Here is a 21,315-nt window from a genome sequence, read left to right as displayed (position 1 = left end):
GGCATAGGGCCTGACTCGCGTCGTCGGCCGGTGATCGGATCCGTAAGGGCTCGACATCTCACCTCAGCCGGCGGAGCGGGCGGTGGCGGTAACCGCCGAGCCCACCCGGTCGACGAGCAACGCCATCTCGTAGCCGATACGGCCGATGTCGTGGCTCTTGTTGGCGAGAACGGCCAGGTGCGAACCGTTTCCGACGCTCATCACCAGCAGGTATCCACGCTGCATCTCCACGATCGACTGCATCACCTTACCGCCGTCGAACAGGTGCGCCGCACCCATCGACAGGCTCGCCAGACCGGCGGTGACCGCGGCCAATTGCTCGGCGCGGTCCGCGGGTAGATGGGGACTGGTCGCCTGGAGCAGTCCGTCGGCCGAGACGAGCACCGCGTGCGAGACGCCGGGTACGTCGCGGGTGAAGCGGGCGACCAACCAGTTCAGATTCTCGTCTGTGGGGTGCGCGTTGCTCATTCGAGGCCTCCGTCGTTGTGCTGGATCTCGGCACGGCCGCTGCGGACGCCGCTGAGATGTCGGGTCAGGTTGTTGCGGATCTCCTCGGGGTCGCGATCGCCCGCTTCCTCCGCGGGGGTGAGCCCACCGGGGACGAGCTGAGCGCCCGGCTTGCGGATCGGCAGGCCGCCGCTCGTTCGCGAGGACGTGGGCGGGTGGTCCGCCTCGGCGGCGGCCGTCCAGCCCGCGTCGCCGGGGGCGCTCCACGACGCGCCGTTGCCACTGTCGGATTCGGCAGCGGCGGAAGCCGGTTCGACGAGCCACTCCGAGACCATCCGCTGGTAGATCGGGGTCGGTGCCGGGCCGGAAACAGGCTGCAAGCGAGTGCTCGTCGTCGGCAACGGGTCGGTGTCGATGGATCGCGACACCGGCTTCGGCTCGGGCTCGGGTTCCGGCTCGGGGTCTGGCTCCGGCGTCGGCTTCGGTGGCGCGGCGGGTGCGGACTGAGCGGCGAGCTCGGCCAGCGCGCTCGCGGGCACGCGCTGCGGCAGACCGAAGGGCAGCGAGTCGGTGACCGTGGGCGGATCGGTGGACACCGGGAGATCGTCGGAGTCGTGATCGTGCTCGGCCCACATGCCTACCGGTGTCGCGTCGTCGTCGGGGTCGACGCCGACCGGTTCCGGTGGGGGCGCCGGCACCGCGGCCGGAATACGTTGCGGAAGGCCGACATTGGTGAGCGCGGAGTTGTGCGCGCCGACGCCGTTGGTCGGGACGAGCGGACTCGGACCCGACGGCGTGAATATCGGGGGCCCGGGCAGTGGGGAGGCGGGCAGGTCGAGATCGGTCACCGCGTCCAGCGAAACCAAGGGACGCGGTCCGGTCGGCATGATCGGATTCGGCCCGGTGATATCGGCCGGAGTCAGTGCGTACGGGCCGATTCCGGCGGGCATGATCGGGTTCGGCCCGGTGGGCGGGCCCGACGACACCGGCGGCGACGGCGCGACGAGCGCGCTGGGCAGATGCACGCTGGCGGTGATGCCGGGCTGCGGCGCGGCACCGCTGGTGCGGCGCAGGCTCACGGTGATGGTGTGGCGCTTGGCGAGCCTGCCGACCACGAAAAGACCCATGCGGCGGGCGGTTTCGATGGTGACCTCACCACCGGAGGCGAGTCGGTCGTTGGTCGTCTGCAGATCGTCGGCCGACATGCCGAGGCCGCGGTCGGTGATCTCGATCAGATAGCCGCTGTCGACCGCCCGGCCGACGATGACCGCCACCGACGTGCTCGGCGGGGAGTAGCGCAGCGCGTTGTCGATGAGCTCGGCGAGCAGGTGCTCGATATCGACCGCGGACTCACCGGCGACGACACCGTCGGGCACATTGCCGATCTCGACGCGCTGGTAGTCCTCCACCTGCGAGACCGCGCTCCACAGCATGTCCGACAGCGGCACCGGCGGCAGGTGGCCACGGCGCAGCACGGTGCCCGCGAGCACGAGCAGGTTGTCGCCGTTGCGGCGCATGCGGGTGGCGAGGTGGTCGAGGCGGAACAGGGTCTGCAGGCGCGAGGGGTTGTCCTCGTCGTGCTCGAGTTCCTCGATGAGCGCGAGCTGCTGCTCCACCAGCGACTGGCTGCGCCGCGACAGCGTCTCGAACATGTTGCCGATCTGCAGGCGGAGGCGCGCCTGGTCGCCTGCCAGATTCAGGGCCTGCTCGTGGATCTCGTCGACGGCACGGGCCAGCTGACCGATCTCGTCGGTGGAATGCACACCCACCGGCGTGATCTCCGGCGTCGCCCCGCCGCTGCGGACCACGGCCAGCTCGTCGGGCAGCTTCACGTGCGCCACCTCGAGCGCGTCGCGACGCAGCCTGCGCACCGGCACCACCAGGGTGCGGGCCACGGCGAGCGCGAGCGCGAGCCCGGCCAGCAGCATGCCGAGCACCAGGGTGGTCTCGCGCAGGGCGCCGGTCTGGGCCGTGGCGGTATTGCTGTCGAGGGTGTGGTCGATGTTGTCGAGCAGCGCGGAGATAGTCGAGGCGTAGGTGTCGGCGCTGACCTGCAGCGTATTGAGCACCGCCGCGTTGGTGGTCGGGTCGCCGTTGTTCTGGCTGAACACGCTGATCCGGGTCTGCACCGCGTCGAGCAGCGCCGCCTGGCTGCCCGCGTGCTCGGGCAGGATCATCCCGTAGGTCTTGATCATGTTCGCTTCGGAGCCGAGCTCGACGAGCATCTTCGCCCGCGCGCTCTGGCTGCGACCCGATTCGGGCGAGACGACCAGGGTGCGTTCGCGGGTGAGCACCCGGCGGGCCTGGTGCAGCGCGGTCAGCTGCAGGAAGTAGCGCTGCACGATGAAGTCCTCGACCTGGGGGGTCTTGGACAGCGCGTTGCCGATCCGTTCGCCGATCTCGTCGGTCTGCTCACCGACCATCGCGGGGGAGCCGCCGCGCACGGTATTGCGTAGGGTGGCGCCGGTGGTGGTGGCCGCAGTGAGTTCACTGGCGACGCCGGCGTCGATGCGGGCCGAGCGCAGCGCGCTCTGCACCTCGGCGAGCGCCTGGTCGTAGTTGGTGAGCGCGGCGTCGGTCTGCGGGTCGGCGATCGCACCCCAGTTGGCTGTCGCGGCCACGGCGAGTTGTTCGGTCGCGGTGGCGAATTTGACGACGGGTCGGATGACGGTGGCCTGTTCGGTCGCCGCGCCGAGCTGCGTCATCGTTTGCAGTTCGTTGTTGATCCGCAGCACGGCGAAGGTGGTCGCGAGCATCACCGGCAGCACCAGCACCACACCGACCTTGCGCGTTACCGACCAGTTGGACAGGCTGAATTGCCAGGAGCGCGATGCAGGTTCCATCCGCGTGCGTTGCCTCTGCTTCCACGTGTGACCCCGGCCCGCGCGGGGAGGTCGCGGAGCGATGCGAGCGCAGAACCAACTGGAGGTCTTCTTTTACCGCAGGAAAGATACCGTGCCGAGTGGGCATCGGCAATCCGGGCCACGCGGTCTGTAATTCGCCGAATATGCGCTCACACAACGACGATTCGTTGAGGTTTGTCAAGACCTACAACATACATCGCCTAGAACACGACGTTCGGCGCGCCGAGCCCTCTCAGTACGTTCTCAGTCGGTCACGGCAAACTACAGCACATGCGCATTCTGGTAGTCGACGACGATCGCGCGGTGCGGGAATCACTGCGCCGGTCTCTGAGCTTCAACGGCTACACCGTCGACCTGGCCGTCGACGGTCTGGACGCCCTGGAGAAAGTGACCGCAGCCAGGCCCGATGCGCTGGTTCTCGACGTCATGATGCCGCGCCTGGACGGCCTGGAAGTGTGCCGACGGCTACGCAGTACGGGCGACGATCTGCCGATTCTCGTTTTGACCGCACGCGATTCGGTGTCCGAACGCGTGGCCGGGCTCGACGCGGGTGCCGACGATTATTTGCCGAAACCTTTCGCGTTGGAGGAATTGCTGGCGCGTTTACGGGCGTTGCTGCGTCGGCGAACGCCCGATCCTGGTGAAGCGTCGGAGGCGATGGTGTTCGCTGACTTGTCGCTGGATCCGGTCACCCGCGAGGTTTCGCGCGGCGAACGCGGGATCAGTCTGACGCGCACCGAGTTCTCGTTGCTCGAGATGTTGATGGCCAATCCACGCCGGGTACTCACCCGCGGCCGAATCCTCGAAGAGGTCTGGGGCTACGACTTTCCGACCTCCGGCAACGCGCTGGAGGTCTATATCGGCTATTTGCGCCGCAAGACCGAGGCCGACGGCGAGGAGCGACTGATCCATACCGTGCGTGGCGTCGGTTACGTGCTGCGCGAGACCCCTCCGTAGGCGGGCGGCATGGCACCCAAGGAACCCGCGGTCGCCGTTCTCGGCAGGCCGCTGGACGCGAGCGAGATGCGTCCGCCGACCCCGCTGACCCGCTCGGTGTCGCTGCGCTGGCGGGTGACGCTGCTGGCGGCGTCGGTGGTGCTGATCGCCGTCGCGGTGACCTCGATCGCCGCCTACGCGATGGTGGCGCGCGCGCTGTACGCCGATGTCGACGCCCAGCTGGAGGCCCGCGCGGCCACCATGATCAACAACAACTTCGAGACCGCCGGATTCCAGTCGATCGTGCTGGCCGGGCTGTTCTCCAATGATGTCGGCGTCGCGCTGATCTATGCCGGTCACAAGCCGTATATGCCGCCCCAGCAGACGATTCCGCCGGTCGGCGCCCAGGAGCTCGCCGTGGCCGACGGCAAGATCAACTCCTCGCTGCGCACCGTCGGCGACCAGCGGGTGCTCGCCGCGCGCACGCACAGCGGCGCGACGCTGATCATCTCGCAGAAGCTCTATCGCACCCGCGAGGTACTCGACCAGCTGGCCTGGCTGCTGTTCGTGGTCGGCGCGTGCGGTGTGGTGCTGGCCGCCGCGGCCGGAACCGCGGTGGGCCGCACCGGTCTGCGCCCGATCGCCCGCCTCACCGCGGCGACCGAGCGCGTGGCCCGCACCGACGACCTGACGCCGATCCCGGTGACCGGTGACGACGAATTGGCCAGGCTCACCGAGAGTTTCAACACGATGCTGCGGGCGCTGACCGAGTCACGCGACCGGCAGCGCCGGCTCGTGGCCGACGCCGGTCACGAGCTGCGGACCCCGCTCACCTCGCTGCGCACCAATATGGAGCTGCTCATCGCCTCGGGCAGGCCGGGTGCGCCCCGGCTGCCGGACGAGGACATGGCCGAATTGCGCGCCGATGTGGTCGCCCAGATCGGCGAGCTGTCGACACTGGTCGGCGACCTGGTCGATCTGGCCCGTGAGGACGCCCCCGAAACCGTGTACGAGCGGGTGGATCTCGGCGAGGTGGCCGAGCGTGCGCTCGAGCGTGCGCGACGAAGGCGGGTGGGGATCACCTTCGTTGCCGATCTGGCCCCGTGGTTCGTCTACGGGCACGAGGCGGGCCTGGAACGGGCCGTCCTCAACGTCCTCGACAACGCGGCCAAGTGGAGTCCGCCCGACGCGGTCGTACGCATCACCATGCGCCCGGCCGGTCCCGGTCTGCTCGAACTGGCCGTCGGCGACGCGGGCCCCGGTATCCCCACCGACGAACGCGAACTGGTCTTCGAACGCTTCTACCGCACGACCGCCTCGCGTTCGATGCCTGGTTCCGGGCTCGGGCTCGCGATCGTCAAGCAGGTGGTGACCAAACACGGCGGCACCATCGCGGTGGACACCTCCGATCGTGGCGGCGCGCTGGTGCGCATCGTGTTGCCCGGGGAGGCGCCGACCGTGCTCGACGAGTCCGGCGCCGAGTGATCGGCGGAGTCACGGCGAACTGATAGTCCGATCTCAGGCGCCTCTCAGTAGCCGTCAGGAAGCTGGTCTGCAAGCGTGAGGAGACAGACACCATGACCGACGATCCCCAGCGGCACCCTGCTGACCGCCCCGCCGAGACCGGTGGGCAACCGGATCAGCCTCCGTTCGGCGGGCACCAGGGCGAGCAGCCGCCCTACGGCGGCGAAGCCGCCCACCCGAGCCAGGCTCCCTATGGCGGGCCCTACGGCAACCCCGCGCCTTATGGCGGCCCCACGCCGTTCGGTCACCAGCATCCCCAGGGTGCTCCGGTGCCGCACGGCGTCGCGCCGCAGGCGTTCGGCCCCGCGCCGACTCCGCAGCGAAAGCCGTTGCGGCTCGGCCTGATCGCCGGAGCGACCGCCTTGGCGCTGGTCAGCGGTGGGGTCGGTGGGGTTGTCGGCGTGCTCGCCACCGACTCGAATTCCGCACCGGTGACCAACGCGCTCGAGGCGCCCAAGCCCGCGGTGAACAATGTCGCCAACGCGCCCGCCGGGTCCACTCAGGCGGTGGCGCAGCGGGTACTGCCCAGTGTCGTGATGATCAAGGTCGCGGGTAGTCGTGCGTCCGGAGAAGGTTCCGGGGTCGTGCTGTCCACGGACGGGCTGATTCTCACCAACAACCACGTCGCCGCGGGAGCGGGCGCCTCGGCGAAGATGGAAGTGGTGTTCAGCGACGGCAGCACCGCGCCGGCCACCATGATCGGCGCGGATCCGGTATCCGACCTGGCTGTCATCAAGGTCAGCGGCAAGACCGGGCTCACGCCGATCGAGTTGGGTACCTCCGACGGGCTGGCGGTCGGCCAGCCCGTGATCGCCATCGGCTCGCCCCTGGGCCTGGCGGGCACCGTCACCACCGGCATCGTCTCCGCCCTCAACCGTCCGGTCTCGACCAGCGGTGAGGGAACCCCGAGTCAGGTGAACCCGGTGATCGACGCGATCCAGACCGATGCGGCGATCAACCCGGGCAATTCCGGCGGTGCGCTGGTCGACGGGCAGGGCAAGCTGATCGGCATCAACACCGCCATCGCCAGCCTCGGCGGCGAGGCGGCGGGCGGCGCCCAGAGCGGTTCGATCGGCCTCGGCTTCGCGATCCCGGTGGATCAGGCACGACGGGTCGCCGACGAACTGATCAAGACCGGCCACGCCACCTACGCCCAGATCGGCATCAAACTGCGCCCGCAGGACACCGCCGCGCGCGTACTCGAGGCCACCCCCGACGGCCCTGCCGCCAAGGCGGGCATCCCGGCGGGCGCGGTCATCACCCGCCTCGGCGACCGTCCCATCGACTCGGGCGACGCGCTGATCGCCGCCGTCCGCTCGCACCAGCCAGGAGACAAGGTGAAGGTGACTTACACCGACGAACAGGGCGGCAATTCCAAGACCGCCGAGGTCACGCTCACCGCCGCGGCGGCCGAAGGCGGCCGATGATGCGTTCGAACGCAAACCTGTCGTGCGTAAGCGCTACGGTGATGACCATGGACATCGATGCTCCCGTGGCAGGGCGCGCACTGGTTGTTGTCGTCGACGATCGGACGGCTCATGGCGGCGTGGATTCACTCGGCCCACTCGTCACCGAATTGCTCAACGAGGCCGGGTTCCTCGTCGACGCCTCGGTGACGGTCCAGGCCGAGGAGGTCGAGATCCGCAACGCTCTCAACACCGCGGTGATCGGCGGTGTCGACCTGGTGATCTCGGTCGGCGGCACCGGCATGTCGCCGCGCGACATCACCCCCGAGGCCACGACCCAGGTGCTCGACCGCGAACTGCCCGGCATCACCGAGGCGCTGCGCGCGTCGGGTCGCGTGGCGGGCTCGCTCGATGCGGGTCTGTCGCGTGGCGTCGCGGGCATCTCCGGCAGCACCCTGGTGGTGAACCTGCCCGGTACCCGTGCGTCGGTCCGCGACGGCATGGCCACCCTCGGCCCACTGGCCAGCAAGGTGATCGGCGAACTGTCCGGTCTGGACGAATGACATCCGATCCGCGCGAACCCGCGTCGGCGGACGAGCTCCGACGCAAGGCCGCCGAGGCTGCGCGGCTGGCGAGGATCTTCGGCGATGTGCTGCCCGAGACCACCGGTGACGAGCGCGGCGACCGATCACGCGACTCCGGCGCGGACGAATGGTTACGGTCCCAGGTTCCCCCGCATCACGGGTGATCGGCCCGTTATCTACGTAGCCGCTACGTAATAGGCGGTATCGGAATAGTCTTTTTCAGCGCGAACGGGCACTGCCGACAAATACTCGAGACCACGCGAAAGCGTGGTCTTTTGTCGTTGGAAGGCCCGGATCGTTACCCATGGCTATCTCCTGTCAAGGTGCCATGACAGGAGCCTTCGCGACTGCATCAATGCACGTCAAAGCATGTGGCGATGTACGAATGTGTGCTGCGCTTCACAGTGAAATTTACGAACTCTTTCATTGCCGTATCCGTGGAACGGCGTTTAATGTTCGCCATTGAGCCACCAACTATCGGTCCCCGCAGTACTCCCGCTTCTGTGCGTTGAACTACCCGGTGGAGCCCTGGCTCGGGTTCGCCACACCGGCCCCGGCCGTATCGTCGAAATAACAGTTAGTTACGTAACGGCAACAAAGGGGCGACACACTGATCTGGGCCCTGTGAGGTCCACTTGTCCGGCTTCGAAAGTCGAGGTCGGCTGTTAGACACCTGATGAGGGGAAGTATGAGCGAGAACCGCACCACCGGTGTGCGCCGTGGCGTCCGTGCCGCGGGCGTCGGCGCTGCCGCGGCCGCCGTGGCCTTGGGCCTGCTGTCGACCGGTGCCGCCAATGCCGACACCTTCGTGCCGTTGCCGGACGGCCAGAAGGTCAGCCCTGCTGGCGTGACCATCACCCGCACCCATGAGTCCGCGCTGATCTCGCCGTCGCTGTCCGCCAATGGCGCGGGTCGCGTCGTGTGGGTCTCGGGCACCGCGGTCGCCGAGGTCAACGAGACCCCCGAGGGCGAGGTCGGCCCGTGGAACGGCCCGACCGGCCGCCCCGGTTCCAACAATTCCTCCACCCACGGCGCCTCCCAGCTGAACACCGGCTACATCGTCGGTTGCCAGGTGAGCATCGCCGATGACGCGATCGGCGCCGGCCTGTCCGGTGGCCTGAGCACCGGCGGCGTGACCGCCGGCGGCTCGATCGGCGTGAACCTGGGCCCGGGCGAGGTCAAGTTCGTGCAGATCAGCTCGAAGGACATCCTGAAGGCCGGTACGTACGCGATCGATTACCAGGACGCGGAAATCGAGATCCAGGGCTGCGCCGGCTACGCGCAGGCTCGGGCCTACACCGTGGTCGAGATCATCGGCGACCACTACTCGAAGACCACCCTGTACGGCATGCCGTTCAGCATCGGCTGACGTCTTTCGATCCGGCACGAATCTTCTTCTCGCTTCGGCGAACTCAATCCTCGAGGGACAAATCCTATGATCAACCGTAAGTTCATGGCGAAGGTGGCGGGCGTCAGCGCTGCGGCCACCGTGGCCGTCGGCCTGTTCTCGACGGGCGCGGCCAATGCCGATACCTTCGTTCCGCTGCCGGGTGGCCACATCACCAAGACGCTGTCCGACGGCACCGTGGTCGACATCGCCCTGGTCGGCGAGTCGGCCAACATCAACCCGTCGCTGGGTTCCACCCCGGTCCACCGCAACGCGTGGGTTTCGGGTAGCGCTCAGGTCTCCGTCTCCGACGGCGGCTCCGGCAAGATCTTCCCCGGCTACACCGTGGGTTGCCAGGTCAACATCGCGGGCGGCGGCGTCTCCGGCGGCGGCGACCTCGGCAGCGACTGGGAGGGCAACGTCGACGCGGGCGTGACCTCCGGCGGCGAGCTCTCGCTCGGCCCCGGCCAGTCCAAGTCGTTCTACGTCCTCGACCTCGAAAAGGCCGACGACTTCGGTTCGGAGTCGCACGGTAAGTCGAACAAGTTCAAGGACGGCTCGGGCTCGGTGACCTGGTCCGACGAGACCATCGGCCTGACCGGCTGCGGCGGCTACGCGCAGGCGCGCGCCTTCGTCTCCGTCGAGGTCGAGACCGACAATGTCATCTCCTGGGTGACCCTGTGGGGCGCTCCGTTCAGCCTCGGCTGATCTGTTCGCATTCCGCACTCGAAACGGGCCGGTCGCTCTGCGACCGGCCCGTTTTGTGTGCGCGCACTCCGGTAGCGCTGGACATTACGAGTCAGTCTCACTATGTTGAAGCCGAATCGACCGCTCTTGCAGTCGAAGTCACTTGCGTTTTCGTTCGCCGATCGGCTGAGCTCGCGCCGATCCGGTGACAACAGCTTCTCGATCCACCTCCCGGCAGGGCGCATCTGTCCTGTTGCCAGCGGTGCATGTCCTGGTGACACACCCCAGCTGGGTCCGGGCGCAACACAGATATCGACCTCGATGGTCGAGGTCGGATTTGCGTATACCTCGAGGGGAAGAATGAGCGAGAACCGCACCAACCGCGGGCGTCGCGGCGCTTGGAGCGTAGGCGCCGCCGTGGCCGTGACGATCGGCCTGTTGTCTGCCGGTGCTGCCGATGCGGACACCGTCGTACCGTTGCCGGACGGCCAGAAGGCCGGCCCCGGTGTCACTTTGAGCCGGACCGGTGAGCGTGCCGTGGTCTCCCCGTCGCTGGCCGCCAACGGCGCTGGTCGCGTCGTGTGGGTATCGGGCAATGCCCGCGCCGATGTGCAGGTCACGCCGGAGGGCGAGGTCGGGCCGTACAACGGTCCGACGAACCGTTCCGGCTCCAATAATTCTTCGACGCATGGTGCGTCACAGCTGAATACGGGTTACATCGTCGGTTGCCAGGTGAGCATCGGCGACGAGGCGATCGCTGCCGGGCTGGCCGGTGGAGTATCGACCCTCGGCGCCTCGGCCGGTGGTGCGATCGGCCTTCACCTCGGCCCCGGGCAGGTCGCTTTCGTGCAGATCGATGCCAAGGACATTCTGAAGCCCGGCGTCTATTCGGTGGAGTACCAAGACGCGGAGATCGATATCCAAGGGTGCGCGGGCTACGCGCAGGCCCGGTCCTACTCGGTGGTCGAGATCATCGGCGACCATTACTCCAAGACCACGCTGTACGGCGCGCCGTTCAGCATCGGCTGATCATCGGCCGAATCGAAACTCTTTCTCGTTCACACGAATTCACCCTCGAGGGGTCACAGTGATGATCAACCGTAAGAGCATGGCGCGCGCAGCCGGATTCATGGCGACGGCGACTATGGCGTCGGGTTTGCTGTTCACGGGTGCGGCCGATGCCGACACCGTCGTTCCGCTGCCGGGTGGCCACATCACCAAGACGCTGTCCGACGGCACTGTCGTCGACATCAGCCTGGTCGGCGAGTCCGCCAACATCAATCCGTCCATGGGGTCCACTCCAGCGCATCGCAACGCCTGGGTTTCCGGTAGTGCGCAGGTCTCGGTCTCGGGTGACGGCGGTGGCAAGATCTTCCCCGGTTACACCGTGGGTTGCCAGGTCAATATCGCCGGTGGCGACGCGCTCGGAGACAGTGGAGCGGAGGTCGTGGAGGGCGTGGGCTTCGGCGAGGTGAACACCGGCGGTGAGCTCACCGTCGGCCCCGGCCAGGCGAAGTCCTTCTACGTCCTCGATCTCGAAATGCCCGACGACTACGGCAATGAATCCCACAAGACCCGCAATGCCTTCAAGGGCGGGTCGGGCTCGGTGACCTGGGCCGACGAGACCATCGGCCTGTCCGGCTGCGGTGGTTACGCCCAGGCTCGTTCGTTCGTGAGCGTCGAGGTGGAAACCGACAACGTCATCAGCTGGGTGACCCTCTGGGGTGCGCCGTTCAGCCTCGGCTGAGCAATCACCAGGTATGAACTCGGGTCCCGCTCACCTGGTGAGCGGGACCCGATGCGTTGTGGGAGTGCCGGATCAGTAGGTTTTCCTACCGTCGGTATCCGACGCCGGTTCGGCCAGGTAGCTGTGCTTGCCGTTCGAGCGGCTGTGCTGTTCGGCGAGCAGGTCTCGGATCTGGATGAGCAATTCGTTTTCGCTGAGTTTCTCGTCGGCGGCGGAGAAACGCTTCTTTGCCCTGGTCGCGGGCACCACCAAGACGAAGTAGAGGATCAGCGCGACCAGCACGAAGTTGATCGCCGCGGTGATGATCGGCCCGATCTCGATGAAGGTGGCCGGTTTGTCCGCGATGAGCTGGAAGCCGAGCCCCATCTCGTTCGATCCGCCGAACACCGCGAGCAGCGGATTGATGATCCCCGTGGTGAACGCGGTGACGATCGCGACGAACGCCGTGCCGATGACGACAGCGACCGCCAGGTCGACCACATTGCCGCGAAGTAGGAAATCCCTGAAACCTTTGAGCATTGCCGATGTCTCCTTCGTACAGGAGCCGGCCCGGGGCGCTGCGCTCCATATCGAATGTTGCGAAACGGTCTGCTTGGTTCCTATCTGATGCTAACGAGAGTTCGGGCAAATTTCTCGCGAACTTCCCCGTGGGCGACAGAGGTGGCGGTCAGTGGAAGACGACAGTCAGTGCCGTCCGCAGTGACGCGCCGGCGACGGCGGTGGCGTATTCGGTGTCCAGTGCGAGCAAGACCACCCGTTCCGCCCCGCGCCGATCGCCCGTCGCGGTGACGAGCACGACCGCGGCATCGGTGGCCAGCGTCCGCGCGGGTTTGCTCGCCCCGGGCCCGCCCGCGTCCTCGACCCCGACGACATCGACTCGATCGCCCGCCCGCAACACATCAGCCACCGCGGCATCGGCCAATCGAATCGGCACGATCCGCGCATCGGCGCTACCCGCGCCCGCGGCGGCCAGCCGTGGCCCGACGACGCGCAGATCGGTGAAGGTTTCCCCGGCATGCATGGCGCCGGTCAGTGTCGCGCCGAGCAGGGGAGCGGTATCGGTGACCGAACCTGTTGGCAATGAACGGGATTCGTGTTGATCGACGCGCAAATCATCGGCGGTGAGCAGCCGACCGGGTGCGAGATCGCGGGCCGCGACAACAACCGCGACCCTCGCCCCACCGGGATCGCCACGCACGAACAGCACCACGGCAGCCACGGCGAGAACAGCGGCGGCGATACGTCGGGCGAGTAGCGCGTCGGCCCAGGCCGGACGGTTACCGAGGGCGAAGCGCCAGGAACTGCCACGTCCCAGATCGGCGAGACTGCGAGTCATGGCGAAAGCGTAGGACCGCGGCACGGCGGTAAAGCCGCCGAAAGCCCCGCCTGTGGATAACTACGGGGCTGTGGACAACTGTGAAAAAATCAGCTGGCGGCGGCCGGAGTGGAGCTGGTGGACGCGCTCGACGACGAATCGCCGTTGCTGCTTGACCCGTTGGTGCTCGACCCGTTGCTGCCGCTCTCGGACGAGGTCTTCGCCGGTTCGCTCGCGGTGGACGCGCCGCCACGGCTGTCGGTGCGGTAGAAACCGCTGCCCTTGAACACGATGCCGACCGAGTTGAACAGCTTGCGCAGCTTCCCGGAGCACTGCGGGCATTCCGTCAGTGTGTCGTCGGAGAAGGACTGAACGATGTCGAAGCGGTTGTCACACTCGGTGCACGCATACGAATAAGTTGGCACAGGATCCTCCGCAAGTCTCTCGTCGATCTAGCACTCTACCGCCGACACTGCCAACGTCGCGAATCGCCGTTTCATTCCGGCGAAACGGGGAGGTCGCGGCCCAGCTGTTGCAGCCCGCCACCCGGGGTGAGTACCCAACCCATCCGCCGATCGTGCGGTTCCTCGGGAAGCCGGTCGACCAGCTCATTATCCCGTACAACGGCGATGAGGCGCACGTCAGCGCGGACAGCGCCGAGCGTCCGGTCGTAATACCCGGCACCACGCCCGAGCCGGACGCCGCGTCGATCCACCGCGAGGGCGGGAACCAGGATCGTTGTGGCTTCGGCCACCACGGCGGGTGCCAGCGTCTCGGTGGCCGGTTCGAGCAGGCCGTAGCGGGCCTTGCGCAGCGAATCCGCGCCCTCGTAGCGCGCCCAGCTCAGCGGACCGGGCTCGCCGGTCACCGGTAGCAACACTGTGGCGCCACGCGCGCGCAGCACGTCGAGCATGCGCAGATCGCCGGGTTCGCCGCGGATGGGCACGTAGGCGCACACGACATCATCGGGCCCGGCCAAGCGGGCTGCCGAGGAAGCGAGCGCGGCCGCGTCGACGGCGTGTTCGGTGGGCGCCACTTGTGCGCGAGTGGCCAGGATCTCGCCGCGCCACGCATATTTGGTGCGCTCACCGGGCATCTCCACAGCGACCACCATAGTCTGCACAGGCGCGCAGCGATCCGAAGTCTTTTGCGCACGGCCGGAGCGAAGGCGGAGGTACGCCTAAGCTCTTGCCGACGCCGGATCGTCGCGAGGAGGCGATCGGACGGCACTGAATGGATAGGGTATGCGCATGACAGACAAGACTTCCGGTTTCCGCACTGCGGTGGTACCCGCGGCCGGACTCGGGACGCGGTTTCTGCCTGCCACCAAGACGGTGCCCAAGGAGTTGCTGCCGGTGGTCGACACCCCCGGCATCGAGCTGGTCGCGGCCGAGGCCGCCGAATCCGGCGCCGACCGGCTGGTGATCGTCACCTCGCCGGGCAAGGACGGCGTTGTGGCCCACTTCGTCGAGGACCTGGTGTTGGAGAGCACCCTGGCCGAGCGCGGGAAGTTCGCGCTGCTGGAGAAGGTTCGCAAGGCCCCGGCGCTGCTCGACGTGACATCGGTCGTGCAGGAGGAGCCGCTCGGGCTCGGCCACGCGGTCGCCCAGGCCGAAGCCGTCCTCGACGACGACGAATTGGCCATCGCCGTCCTGCTGCCCGACGATCTGGTGCTGCCGTGTGGCGTGCTCGAGACGATGAGCCGGGTCCGTCGTGAGCGTGGCGGCTCCGTGCTGTGCGCCATCGACGTGCCGAAATCGCAGGTCAGCGCCTACGGTGTCTTCGACGTCGAGGAATGCGCCGACGGAGCCGAGACCGACGTGTTGCGCGTCAAGGGCATGGTCGAGAAGCCCGATCTCGCCGACGCGCCGTCGACCCTGGCCGCCGCCGGCCGCTATCTGCTCGACCGGGTGATCTTCGACGCACTGCGCCGGATCGAGCCGGGCGCGGGCGGGGAACTGCAGCTCACCGATGCCATCGCCCTGCTGATCGCCGAGGGCCACCCGGTACACGTGGTGGTCCACCGTGGGTCGCGCCACGACTTGGGCAACCCGGGCGGTTATCTTCGAGCTGCTGTGGATTTCGCCCTCGAGCGGGACGAATACGGCCCGCAGCTGCGCGAGTGGCTGAAGTTCCGGCTCAGTCCGGAGTGGGATCCACAGTCGCCCGTCGCCTAAACGCGGTCAGGTACACCGCCATAGATTCAGGAGCTCGATGCGCTCGGTTGAGGATCAGCTGATCAAGGTCACCGCGGCTGCGGTCGCACCCCGGCCGGTCCGGGTGGCGATTTCCGAAGCCCAGGGTTTGCTGTGCGCGGAAGACGTCGTCACCGAACGGCCGCTGCCCGGCTTCGATCAGGCCGCCATCGACGGGTACGCGGTGCGCAGCGTCGATGTCACCGCCGCGGGCACCGATGTGCGCGACGAGGAGGGTGAGCTGATCGACCTCACCCTGCCGGTGGTCGGCGAGGTGGTGGCCGGTTCACGCCAGCCCATCCGATTGCAGCCGCGCCAGACCGTCCGGGTCGATACCGGCGCGCCGCTGCCGACCCTGGCCGACGCGGTGCTGCCGGTGGAGTTCACCGACGGTGGGCGGGCCAGGATCAAGGTTTTCGAGCCGGTTCGCTCGGGCGACTACGTCCGCCGCATCGGTGACGACGTGCAGCCCGGTGACGTGGCGGTCCGGGCGGGCACGATCATCGGCGCGGCCCAGGTGGGCCTGCTCGCCGCGGTCGGCCAGGACAAGGTGCTGGTGCATCCGCGCCCGCGCCTTTCGGTGATCTCCATCGGTGGCGAGCTGATCGACATCGACCGCACGCCCGGTCCCGGCCAGGTCTACGACGTGAACTCCTATGCCCTGGCGGCGGCCGCGCGCGACGCGGGCGCCGATGTGAACCGGGTCGGCATCGTCAGCGCCGATCCGCGCCGACTGCGTGACGTGGTCGAAGGCCAGCTCGTGCGCTCGGAGGTCGTGGTGATCGCGGGTGCCGTCGGCGGCTGGGCCTCGGATCAGGTGCGCGAGGCGCTCGACGGCCTCGGCGAACTCGAGGTCGACCGGGTGGCGATGCACCCGGGTTCCGTGCAGGGTTTCGGCCGGCTCGGGCGCGACGAGGTGCCCACCTTCCTGCTGCCCGCGAATCCGGTGAGCGCCTTGGTGGTGTTCGAGGTGATGGTCCGTCCGCTGATCCGGATCGCGCTCGGCCGCCGTCAGCCGATGCGTCGAATCGTGAGCGCGCGCACCATCACTCCCATCACCTCGATGCCGGGCCGCAAGGGTTACCTGCGCGCGCAACTGCTGCGCGACGAGACGACCGGCGACTACCTGGTGCAGCCGCTCGGCAACGGCAACGCGGGCTCCTCGCATCTGCTGGTGTCCCTCGCCGAGGCCAACAGCCTGATCGTGGTGGAACCCGACGACACCGATTTCCGCACCGGTGACGAAGTGCAAGTCGCGTTCTTGGCGCAGCGCGGCTGAAAAATGGAATCCATGAACGTATTCCGGGCCGGACAGCATCCCGGCTGGCCCGCCCGGCTCGGTCCGGTAATGGTGGCGGGCGGCAAGGTGACCTTGCGACCGGTGCGTTTTCGTGATGCCGCCGCGTGGAGCCGGATCCGGCTGCGCGACCGCGACCACCTCGAGCGCTGGGAACCGACCGGGCGCGGCAGTTGGGAGGCGCGCAATCACGCGTCGAACTGGCCGTCGCTGTGGACGAGTCTGAAGGCCGAGGCCCGGCGCGGGGCGATGATCCCGCTGGTCATCGAGGTCGACGGGCAGTTCAGCGGTCAGTTGACCATCGGCAACGTCGTTCGTGGTGCGCTGCGCTCGGGCTGGATCGGGTACTGGGTGGCCAAGGATCTCGGCGGTCAGGGGGTGGCGACCGCCGCGCTCGCGCTCGGCCTCGACCACTGCTTCGGCCCGGTCGGCCTGCATCGCGTCGAGGCGACCGTGCGGCCGGAAAATCTTGCCAGCCAGGCGGTTCTGCGCAATGTCGGCTTCCGGGAAGAGGGCCTGCTGCGCCGCTACCTCGATGTCGACGGTGCGTGGCGTGATCACCTACTGGTCGGTCTGACAGTTGAAGAGGTTATGGGCACTGTGGTAGATCGCCTGGTCAGGGAGGGTCGAGCGGCGCTGCCGTGAAATTTCTGTTACTCATGTGGCAGGTGTGCACGGCGCGCCTGCCACACGGGCGCGTCTGCCCGAATTAACCTACGGACGTCAGTGGTGCGTCCACAGAGAAACAACACGTAGGTGGGGACGGGAGGTGATGACCGCGATGCCGAATTCGATCCTGTGGATCGGACTGGTGGTGCTGTGGGTCTTCGTCCTGTTCCCGATCCTGGCGGACCGGCATCCCCGGATCCGCCGCACCACCGATGCCGCGCTCGCCACACGCGTGCTGCACCGTGGCGGGGCCGAACGACGGATCCGCATCGGCGCGGCGGGCGGTCACGAGAGTGACCCCGATTACCGACCTCGTGTGCTTCGCAAGCGCTCCCACCGAACTGATTCGGAGGATCGGATGACGACCGAAGAGCCCGTCACCGAAGATGACGACGAAAAGTTGACCCCCGCAGTCGAACTCGAGGCCGCCGAAGCCGAGGTGGACCCCGACGACCTCGGAGAGCCCACCGCGACAGCCGATCCCGACGACGACGAAACAGAAGATGCTGCGGCGCAGCCGGTCTCGGCGGAAGCCGACGAGGACCCACCCGTCGCCGCGCGCATCCCACCCGCGCCGCCGGCCCGACTCGACGACCTCGTCGTCGAGGACGCCGAATTCGACGATGACGACGACTTCACCCCGTCGCGCCGCGGTCGCGGCGGCTACGACCCCGAGGCCGACGCGATCGCTCGCGCCGCCCGCTACAGCTTTCGCCAGCGCGCGGTCATGGGCCTGATCGTCGGCCTGATCCTGTTCGCCGCGTTCGGACTGCTGCTCAACTCGATGTTCTGGTGGGCGTGCGGGCTGTCGGCGGCGGTGCTCACGGGCTATCTCGCCTACCTGCGTAAGCAGGTCCACCTGGAGGAGGAGATCCGCCGCAGGCGCGCGGCTCGCCTCACTCGTGGCAAGCGTCAGGAAGCCGCTGAAGCCACTCCGGAGGCGGCTACCACCCGGCGCACGATGGACCGCGACACCGCACGCGCCCTGCGCCGCCGCTCCACCCTCCTCGACACCGACGACGAGGACCCGAGGTTCGAGTTCCTCGAAATCTTCGATCCGGCCACTTCTCGCGCACTCCGCAACCGGGTCGAAGACCTCGGTCAAGCCGTCGGCGAGTAACTGGTGCAATCACGCAAATCAGCAGGTCAGAGTACCGATTCGGTATCCGGGCGCAACCCCTGATACAGTGTCACAGCGCGGTTCGCCAGAGCCGCACGGGGCTATAGCGCAGTTGGTAGCGCGTCTCGTTCGCATCGAGAAGGTCAGGGGTTCGATTCCCCTTAGCTCCACAGTATGTGCAGGTCAGGCCGGGTTCCGAGAATTACTTCGGGCTCGGCCTGACCTATTTCTCGTAGTAAGTCCCCACTAATACTCGCGACCGCATCCCCACTTTGCGAACTCTAAAGTCCGGCGTACCGCACCGCACCTGACCAGCACGGCGGTGTCGGTCGGTCGGTCGGTCGTGGCAGCATGCTCGGTGAGGTCGGTGCCGATCCCTCCAGGCATCGGATGGCAAGAACTCAGGTTCCCGGACACTGTCCGGGCACCTGATCCTCAACGACGATGCGTTCCAGTGCCGATTCCTTCGCGCGGCTGGTCAGTAGGCCCAGTTCGCGCCGGTGCCCCGGTACTGCTCAACAGAGATCGGCTCCACACCAGGCTTCAGATGGTCGAGGTAGAGAGTTGCGTGCAGGTGGTCGACTTCGTGTGCGACCAGGCGTGCGACTCCGCGGTCGAACACTGCAATTCGGGTGTTGCCGTCGATGTCGGTGTGCTCGACGTGGATTGTCAACGGGCGCGGCACCCGTCCGCGCAAGTCGAAGAAACTTAGGCATCCCTCGTACTGTTCGTCTTCGCCGCCGCCGGTTTCCACGATGCGTGGATTGAACAGGGTGATGGTGTCCCCGTTGGGAGTTCGGACGATCGCCGCGGCCCTGCTGATGCCGATCTGCGGGGCGGCTATGCCCATCCCCTTGCCGAATACGTGAGCTTGGGCGACACGTTGAGCTGCCGAATTCAATTCAGCGATGACACGGCGTGCGTCTTCGGCCTCGGCGGGCAGATCGAACGGGCGTGCGACCTCACGCAGGATCTCGTCACCTTCCTGCGCGATGCCCAGACCGGCCATCACCCTGCTCGGCGGAGTGCGCTCGTCGTCGCTACGTCCCCGGAAGTCCCACTCGAGGCGGTAGCGGGCATGCAGTGGCGGATGGTCGGTGGACCAGGAGTACATGGCTCGTCCCGGTTCGGCCTGGTGGGTGATGGGTGTGCGGAACGGCTGCCCTTCGGCAGTCATCGAGGTCTCGAGTCCCCAGACCGACGGTTCGAGCTCGGCCGGGAAATCCAGCCGGACCGAGAGGCGATTGGTGGGCAGACGGACCGCGCGCTGGAACCAGTTGCCCCAGTGGGCCGCCGAGACGGTGTATTCGTAGTCGATCCAGCAGGCTTGGCCAGGGTAGAGCGGGAAGTGGCGTCCACTGTCGGGTTCGCTGAACATCAGCCAGACTTCTTTGAACGCGTCGCGGTCGTGGTGGGCAGTCCACGTCATCGGCTCGGTTCTGTTTTCGCCGTACCAGGCGTGCAGGTCGATCTCTTCCCAGGTCAGCGGGTTTTCCTGATAGAGGTGGTTGGACCGTTCAGGGTCGCCCGGGTAACGGTCTACTGAGATCCGGATCAGGTAACGGGTGATGGGTTCGGACCCATCATTGATCAGCCGCCGCCGCTGGCGCAGTCGGTAGTTGAGGCCGTCGAACGACAAACTCGCATCATCGTGATCAACGACGAGCGACCCCGCCGAGTCGCGCGATTCGACAGCTACGGGCGACCGGACAGTGCCGGGTCGAGCGGCGATGAACTCGGCGAACGCAGCCCGCAGCGCACCACCGGCTTGGAGGATCGATTCGGCGCGCGCGGCGAACGCCTCCGAGGGCTTCTCGGTGCCGGACTCGATCTTGGACACATAGGGACGGCTGTAGCCCAATTTGGCCGCCAGCGCACGCAGCGACAGCCCTCGGACATCACGCCACCGGCGCAACTCGAGCGCGAAGACGTTGACCTGCGTGTTCGCGGGTTCATTGGCGGGTGAAGTTCCGGCCGGGGTCACTGTCAGGCGCTCCTGTTCGCGGGGGTGTGCGTGTGCGTGCGTACCCCGTGAGTATGAGCCCACTCTGTCGAAACACCCTGCACCCGTGGCGGAATTGGACGCACTCCGACACTGCGATCACATCCCGCTTCGACGGTCACAGCGGGAGACCGCTGATGCCGGAACGGCCAGCCTCGCGTGGCACGACCAGACAGGTGCGCTCACATGACTCCACTTCCCATCTCGGTACAGACCTCGCCATATCTGACGCGCGTCGATCCCGGTACACCGTCACCGGTGAGGTACTTCTCCGACACGTTCGGCCCTACCACCCCCGTCAACGAGACTCCAACCGAGGGCGCGGTGTTCGGGATCGTCGGCCTGGACCGCCACATCGACTGGCACACCGATCCCCGCATGCTCGAACTGCTGGTCGCCTGCGCGCGCGAACCCCGCGACGCCGCGGAGCTCGTGCAGCGGTTCGGTGCGACCCTGGTGGCCGAAGCCGCAGCGCGCCAATGGCTTCAACCACCAGAGGAGCTGTGCCAGGACTACCGGCTCGTCTCAGGGGAGATCGAAGTCACCGCCCACTGCAACTGGGGGTGCCGCAGCTGCCCGGTAGCGGTCGATCCCAAGCCACGCCGAACGATGCCGATGAAGATGTTCATCGATATCGTGGACAAGCTGGTCGACCACGGCTCGATCGACTACGTGACCTTCCAGTTCTTCAACGAACCCACCCTCGACCGCTACTTCGCTGACCGCATCGACGTGTTGGCCCGACACGGGATGCCGTTGGCGCTCTACACCAATGCCTCCGCGCTAACCCCAGACAAGATCGAGACCCTGCGCCGTTCCGGAGTGCTGCGCACGATGGTGGTCAACCTGCCCAGCGACGATCCGGCCGAGTTCGCCGACCTGACCGGCTCGGCCAGCTACACCCACAGCACACGAAACGTCGAAGCCGCACTGGCGGCCGATCTTCCAGTGCAGATCGGCGTCAACGGCGTCGGCGAGCGGGGCACCCGCAATTTCGACGAGGTGCGCCGCCGCTTCGGGCCGCTCGGCGCGGAGGTGACCGCGAACCTGATGTGCGACCGGGCCGGTGACGTCGGCGGGGAGTTCGCGCAGAACCTGCGCATCGAGGGCCCACTGACCGGCTGCGGCTACCCGA

At 67.3% G+C, this 21,315-nt stretch carries 21 protein-coding genes and 1 tRNA gene; 15 read left to right on the top strand and 7 right to left on the bottom strand.

Annotated elements, in window-relative coordinates; translation table 11 throughout:
- Positions 1 to 63 precede the first annotated feature (63 nt).
- Entirely contained in the window at positions 64 to 468 is a 405-nt protein-coding gene (locus NS1_RS20865) for a roadblock/LC7 domain-containing protein (protein WP_056813970.1), read from the bottom strand.
- Positions 465 to 3,290 carry a sensor histidine kinase gene (locus NS1_RS20860; RefSeq protein WP_062986978.1) on the bottom strand — a complete coding sequence of 942 codons (2,826 nt, stop codon included), beginning with the start codon at positions 3,288 to 3,290 and terminating at the stop codon, positions 465 to 467. The genes NS1_RS20865 and NS1_RS20860 overlap by 4 nt, the downstream gene beginning before the upstream one ends.
- Positions 3,291 to 3,581: 291 nt before the next feature.
- On the opposite strand from NS1_RS20860, the gene NS1_RS20855 reads away from it, so the two are divergent.
- The 9 genes from NS1_RS20855 to NS1_RS20810 all read left to right on the top strand — a co-directional run bounded on the left by NS1_RS20855 (position 3,582) and on the right by NS1_RS20810 (position 11,582).
- Entirely contained in the window at positions 3,582 to 4,268 is a 687-nt protein-coding gene (locus NS1_RS20855) for a response regulator transcription factor (RefSeq protein ID WP_056813964.1), read from the top strand.
- 9 nt (positions 4,269 to 4,277) lie between these two features.
- Complete coding sequence (locus tag NS1_RS20850) at positions 4,278 to 5,732, top strand: sensor histidine kinase (protein ID WP_056813962.1); 1,455 nt, start codon at positions 4,278 to 4,280, stop codon at positions 5,730 to 5,732.
- A 92-nt stretch (positions 5,733 to 5,824) separates the two neighbouring features.
- On the top strand, positions 5,825 to 7,198 hold the full coding sequence (locus NS1_RS20840) for a S1C family serine protease (protein ID WP_063816213.1): 1,374 nt from the start codon (positions 5,825 to 5,827) through the stop codon (positions 7,196 to 7,198).
- 47 nt (positions 7,199 to 7,245) lie between these two features.
- A complete protein-coding gene (locus NS1_RS20835) occupies positions 7,246 to 7,740 on the top strand; it encodes a MogA/MoaB family molybdenum cofactor biosynthesis protein (RefSeq protein ID WP_228537147.1) in 495 nt (164 codons plus the stop codon).
- Positions 7,737 to 7,925 (top strand): hypothetical protein, encoded by a 189-nt coding sequence (locus NS1_RS20830; RefSeq protein WP_062986976.1) that lies wholly within the window; start codon positions 7,737 to 7,739, stop codon positions 7,923 to 7,925. Before NS1_RS20835 ends, NS1_RS20830 begins: the two co-directional genes overlap by 4 nt.
- 524 nt (positions 7,926 to 8,449) lie before the next feature.
- Positions 8,450 to 9,130, top strand: a complete 681-nt coding sequence (locus NS1_RS20825) for an MspA family porin (protein ID WP_056813945.1) — start codon at positions 8,450 to 8,452, stop codon at positions 9,128 to 9,130.
- A 66-nt stretch (positions 9,131 to 9,196) separates the two neighbouring features.
- Complete coding sequence (locus tag NS1_RS20820) at positions 9,197 to 9,856, top strand: MspA family porin (RefSeq protein ID WP_056813942.1); 660 nt, start codon at positions 9,197 to 9,199, stop codon at positions 9,854 to 9,856.
- 339 nt (positions 9,857 to 10,195) lie between these two features.
- Positions 10,196 to 10,864 carry an MspA family porin gene (locus NS1_RS20815; protein ID WP_062986975.1) on the top strand — a complete coding sequence of 223 codons (669 nt, stop codon included), beginning with the start codon at positions 10,196 to 10,198 and terminating at the stop codon, positions 10,862 to 10,864.
- Between the two features lie 61 nt (positions 10,865 to 10,925).
- On the top strand, positions 10,926 to 11,582 hold the full coding sequence (locus NS1_RS20810) for an MspA family porin (RefSeq protein WP_062986974.1): 657 nt from the start codon (positions 10,926 to 10,928) through the stop codon (positions 11,580 to 11,582).
- Between the two features lie 72 nt (positions 11,583 to 11,654).
- On the opposite strand, the gene mscL is transcribed toward NS1_RS20810, so the two are convergent.
- The 4 genes from mscL to NS1_RS20790 form a co-directional block, all read right to left on the bottom strand.
- A complete protein-coding gene (gene mscL, locus NS1_RS20805) occupies positions 11,655 to 12,101 on the bottom strand; it encodes a large conductance mechanosensitive channel protein MscL (protein ID WP_062986973.1) in 447 nt (148 codons plus the stop codon).
- Positions 12,102 to 12,249: 148 nt separating this feature from the next.
- Complete coding sequence (locus NS1_RS20800; protein ID WP_062987008.1) at positions 12,250 to 12,918, bottom strand: SAF domain-containing protein; 669 nt, start codon at positions 12,916 to 12,918, stop codon at positions 12,250 to 12,252.
- 89 nt (positions 12,919 to 13,007) lie between these two features.
- Positions 13,008 to 13,322, bottom strand: a complete 315-nt coding sequence (locus NS1_RS20795) for an FmdB family zinc ribbon protein (RefSeq protein ID WP_062986972.1) — start codon at positions 13,320 to 13,322, stop codon at positions 13,008 to 13,010.
- Between the two features lie 71 nt (positions 13,323 to 13,393).
- The gene (locus tag NS1_RS20790; protein ID WP_255284627.1) at positions 13,394 to 13,993 is read right to left on the bottom strand and encodes a 5-formyltetrahydrofolate cyclo-ligase; all 600 of its coding nucleotides are present in this window, start codon (positions 13,991 to 13,993) and stop codon (positions 13,394 to 13,396) included.
- A 154-nt stretch (positions 13,994 to 14,147) separates the two neighbouring features.
- Here NS1_RS20790 and NS1_RS20785 point away from each other — a divergent pair, with 154 nt between their 5' ends.
- The 5 genes from NS1_RS20785 (at position 14,148) to NS1_RS20765 (ending at position 18,348) form a co-directional block, all read left to right on the top strand.
- On the top strand, positions 14,148 to 15,074 hold the full coding sequence (locus NS1_RS20785) for a UTP--glucose-1-phosphate uridylyltransferase (RefSeq protein WP_056816120.1): 927 nt from the start codon (positions 14,148 to 14,150) through the stop codon (positions 15,072 to 15,074).
- Between the two features lie 37 nt (positions 15,075 to 15,111).
- Positions 15,112 to 16,371 carry a molybdotransferase-like divisome protein Glp gene (glp, locus tag NS1_RS20780; RefSeq protein ID WP_056813926.1) on the top strand — a complete coding sequence of 420 codons (1,260 nt, stop codon included), beginning with the start codon at positions 15,112 to 15,114 and terminating at the stop codon, positions 16,369 to 16,371.
- Positions 16,372 to 16,383: 12 nt separating this feature from the next.
- Positions 16,384 to 17,034, top strand: a complete 651-nt coding sequence (locus NS1_RS20775) for a GNAT family N-acetyltransferase (RefSeq protein ID WP_056816118.1) — start codon at positions 16,384 to 16,386, stop codon at positions 17,032 to 17,034.
- Between the two features lie 136 nt (positions 17,035 to 17,170).
- The gene (gene sepX, locus NS1_RS20770; protein ID WP_063816218.1) at positions 17,171 to 18,178 is read left to right on the top strand and encodes a divisome protein SepX/GlpR; all 1,008 of its coding nucleotides are present in this window, start codon (positions 17,171 to 17,173) and stop codon (positions 18,176 to 18,178) included.
- A 97-nt stretch (positions 18,179 to 18,275) separates the two neighbouring features.
- Positions 18,276 to 18,348: transfer RNA gene (locus tag NS1_RS20765), tRNA-Ala, on the top strand.
- Between the two features lie 308 nt (positions 18,349 to 18,656).
- On the opposite strand, the gene NS1_RS20760 is transcribed toward NS1_RS20765, so the two are convergent.
- A complete protein-coding gene (locus NS1_RS20760) occupies positions 18,657 to 20,162 on the bottom strand; it encodes a peptide deformylase (protein ID WP_062986969.1) in 1,506 nt (501 codons plus the stop codon).
- Between the two features lie 204 nt (positions 20,163 to 20,366).
- Here NS1_RS20760 and NS1_RS20755 point away from each other — a divergent pair.
- Positions 20,367 to 21,315, top strand: a 949-nt coding sequence (locus NS1_RS20755) for a radical SAM protein (protein WP_084503885.1), incomplete at its 3' end; no start/stop codon positions are given.

It is taken from the genome of Nocardia salmonicida NBRC 13393 (assembly GCF_001613085.1).
Classification (GTDB): Bacteria; Actinomycetota; Actinomycetes; order Mycobacteriales; family Mycobacteriaceae; genus Nocardia; species Nocardia salmonicida.
Note: the sequence above shows the minus strand (reverse complement) of the source record. Positions and strands in the feature narration are given on the sequence as shown.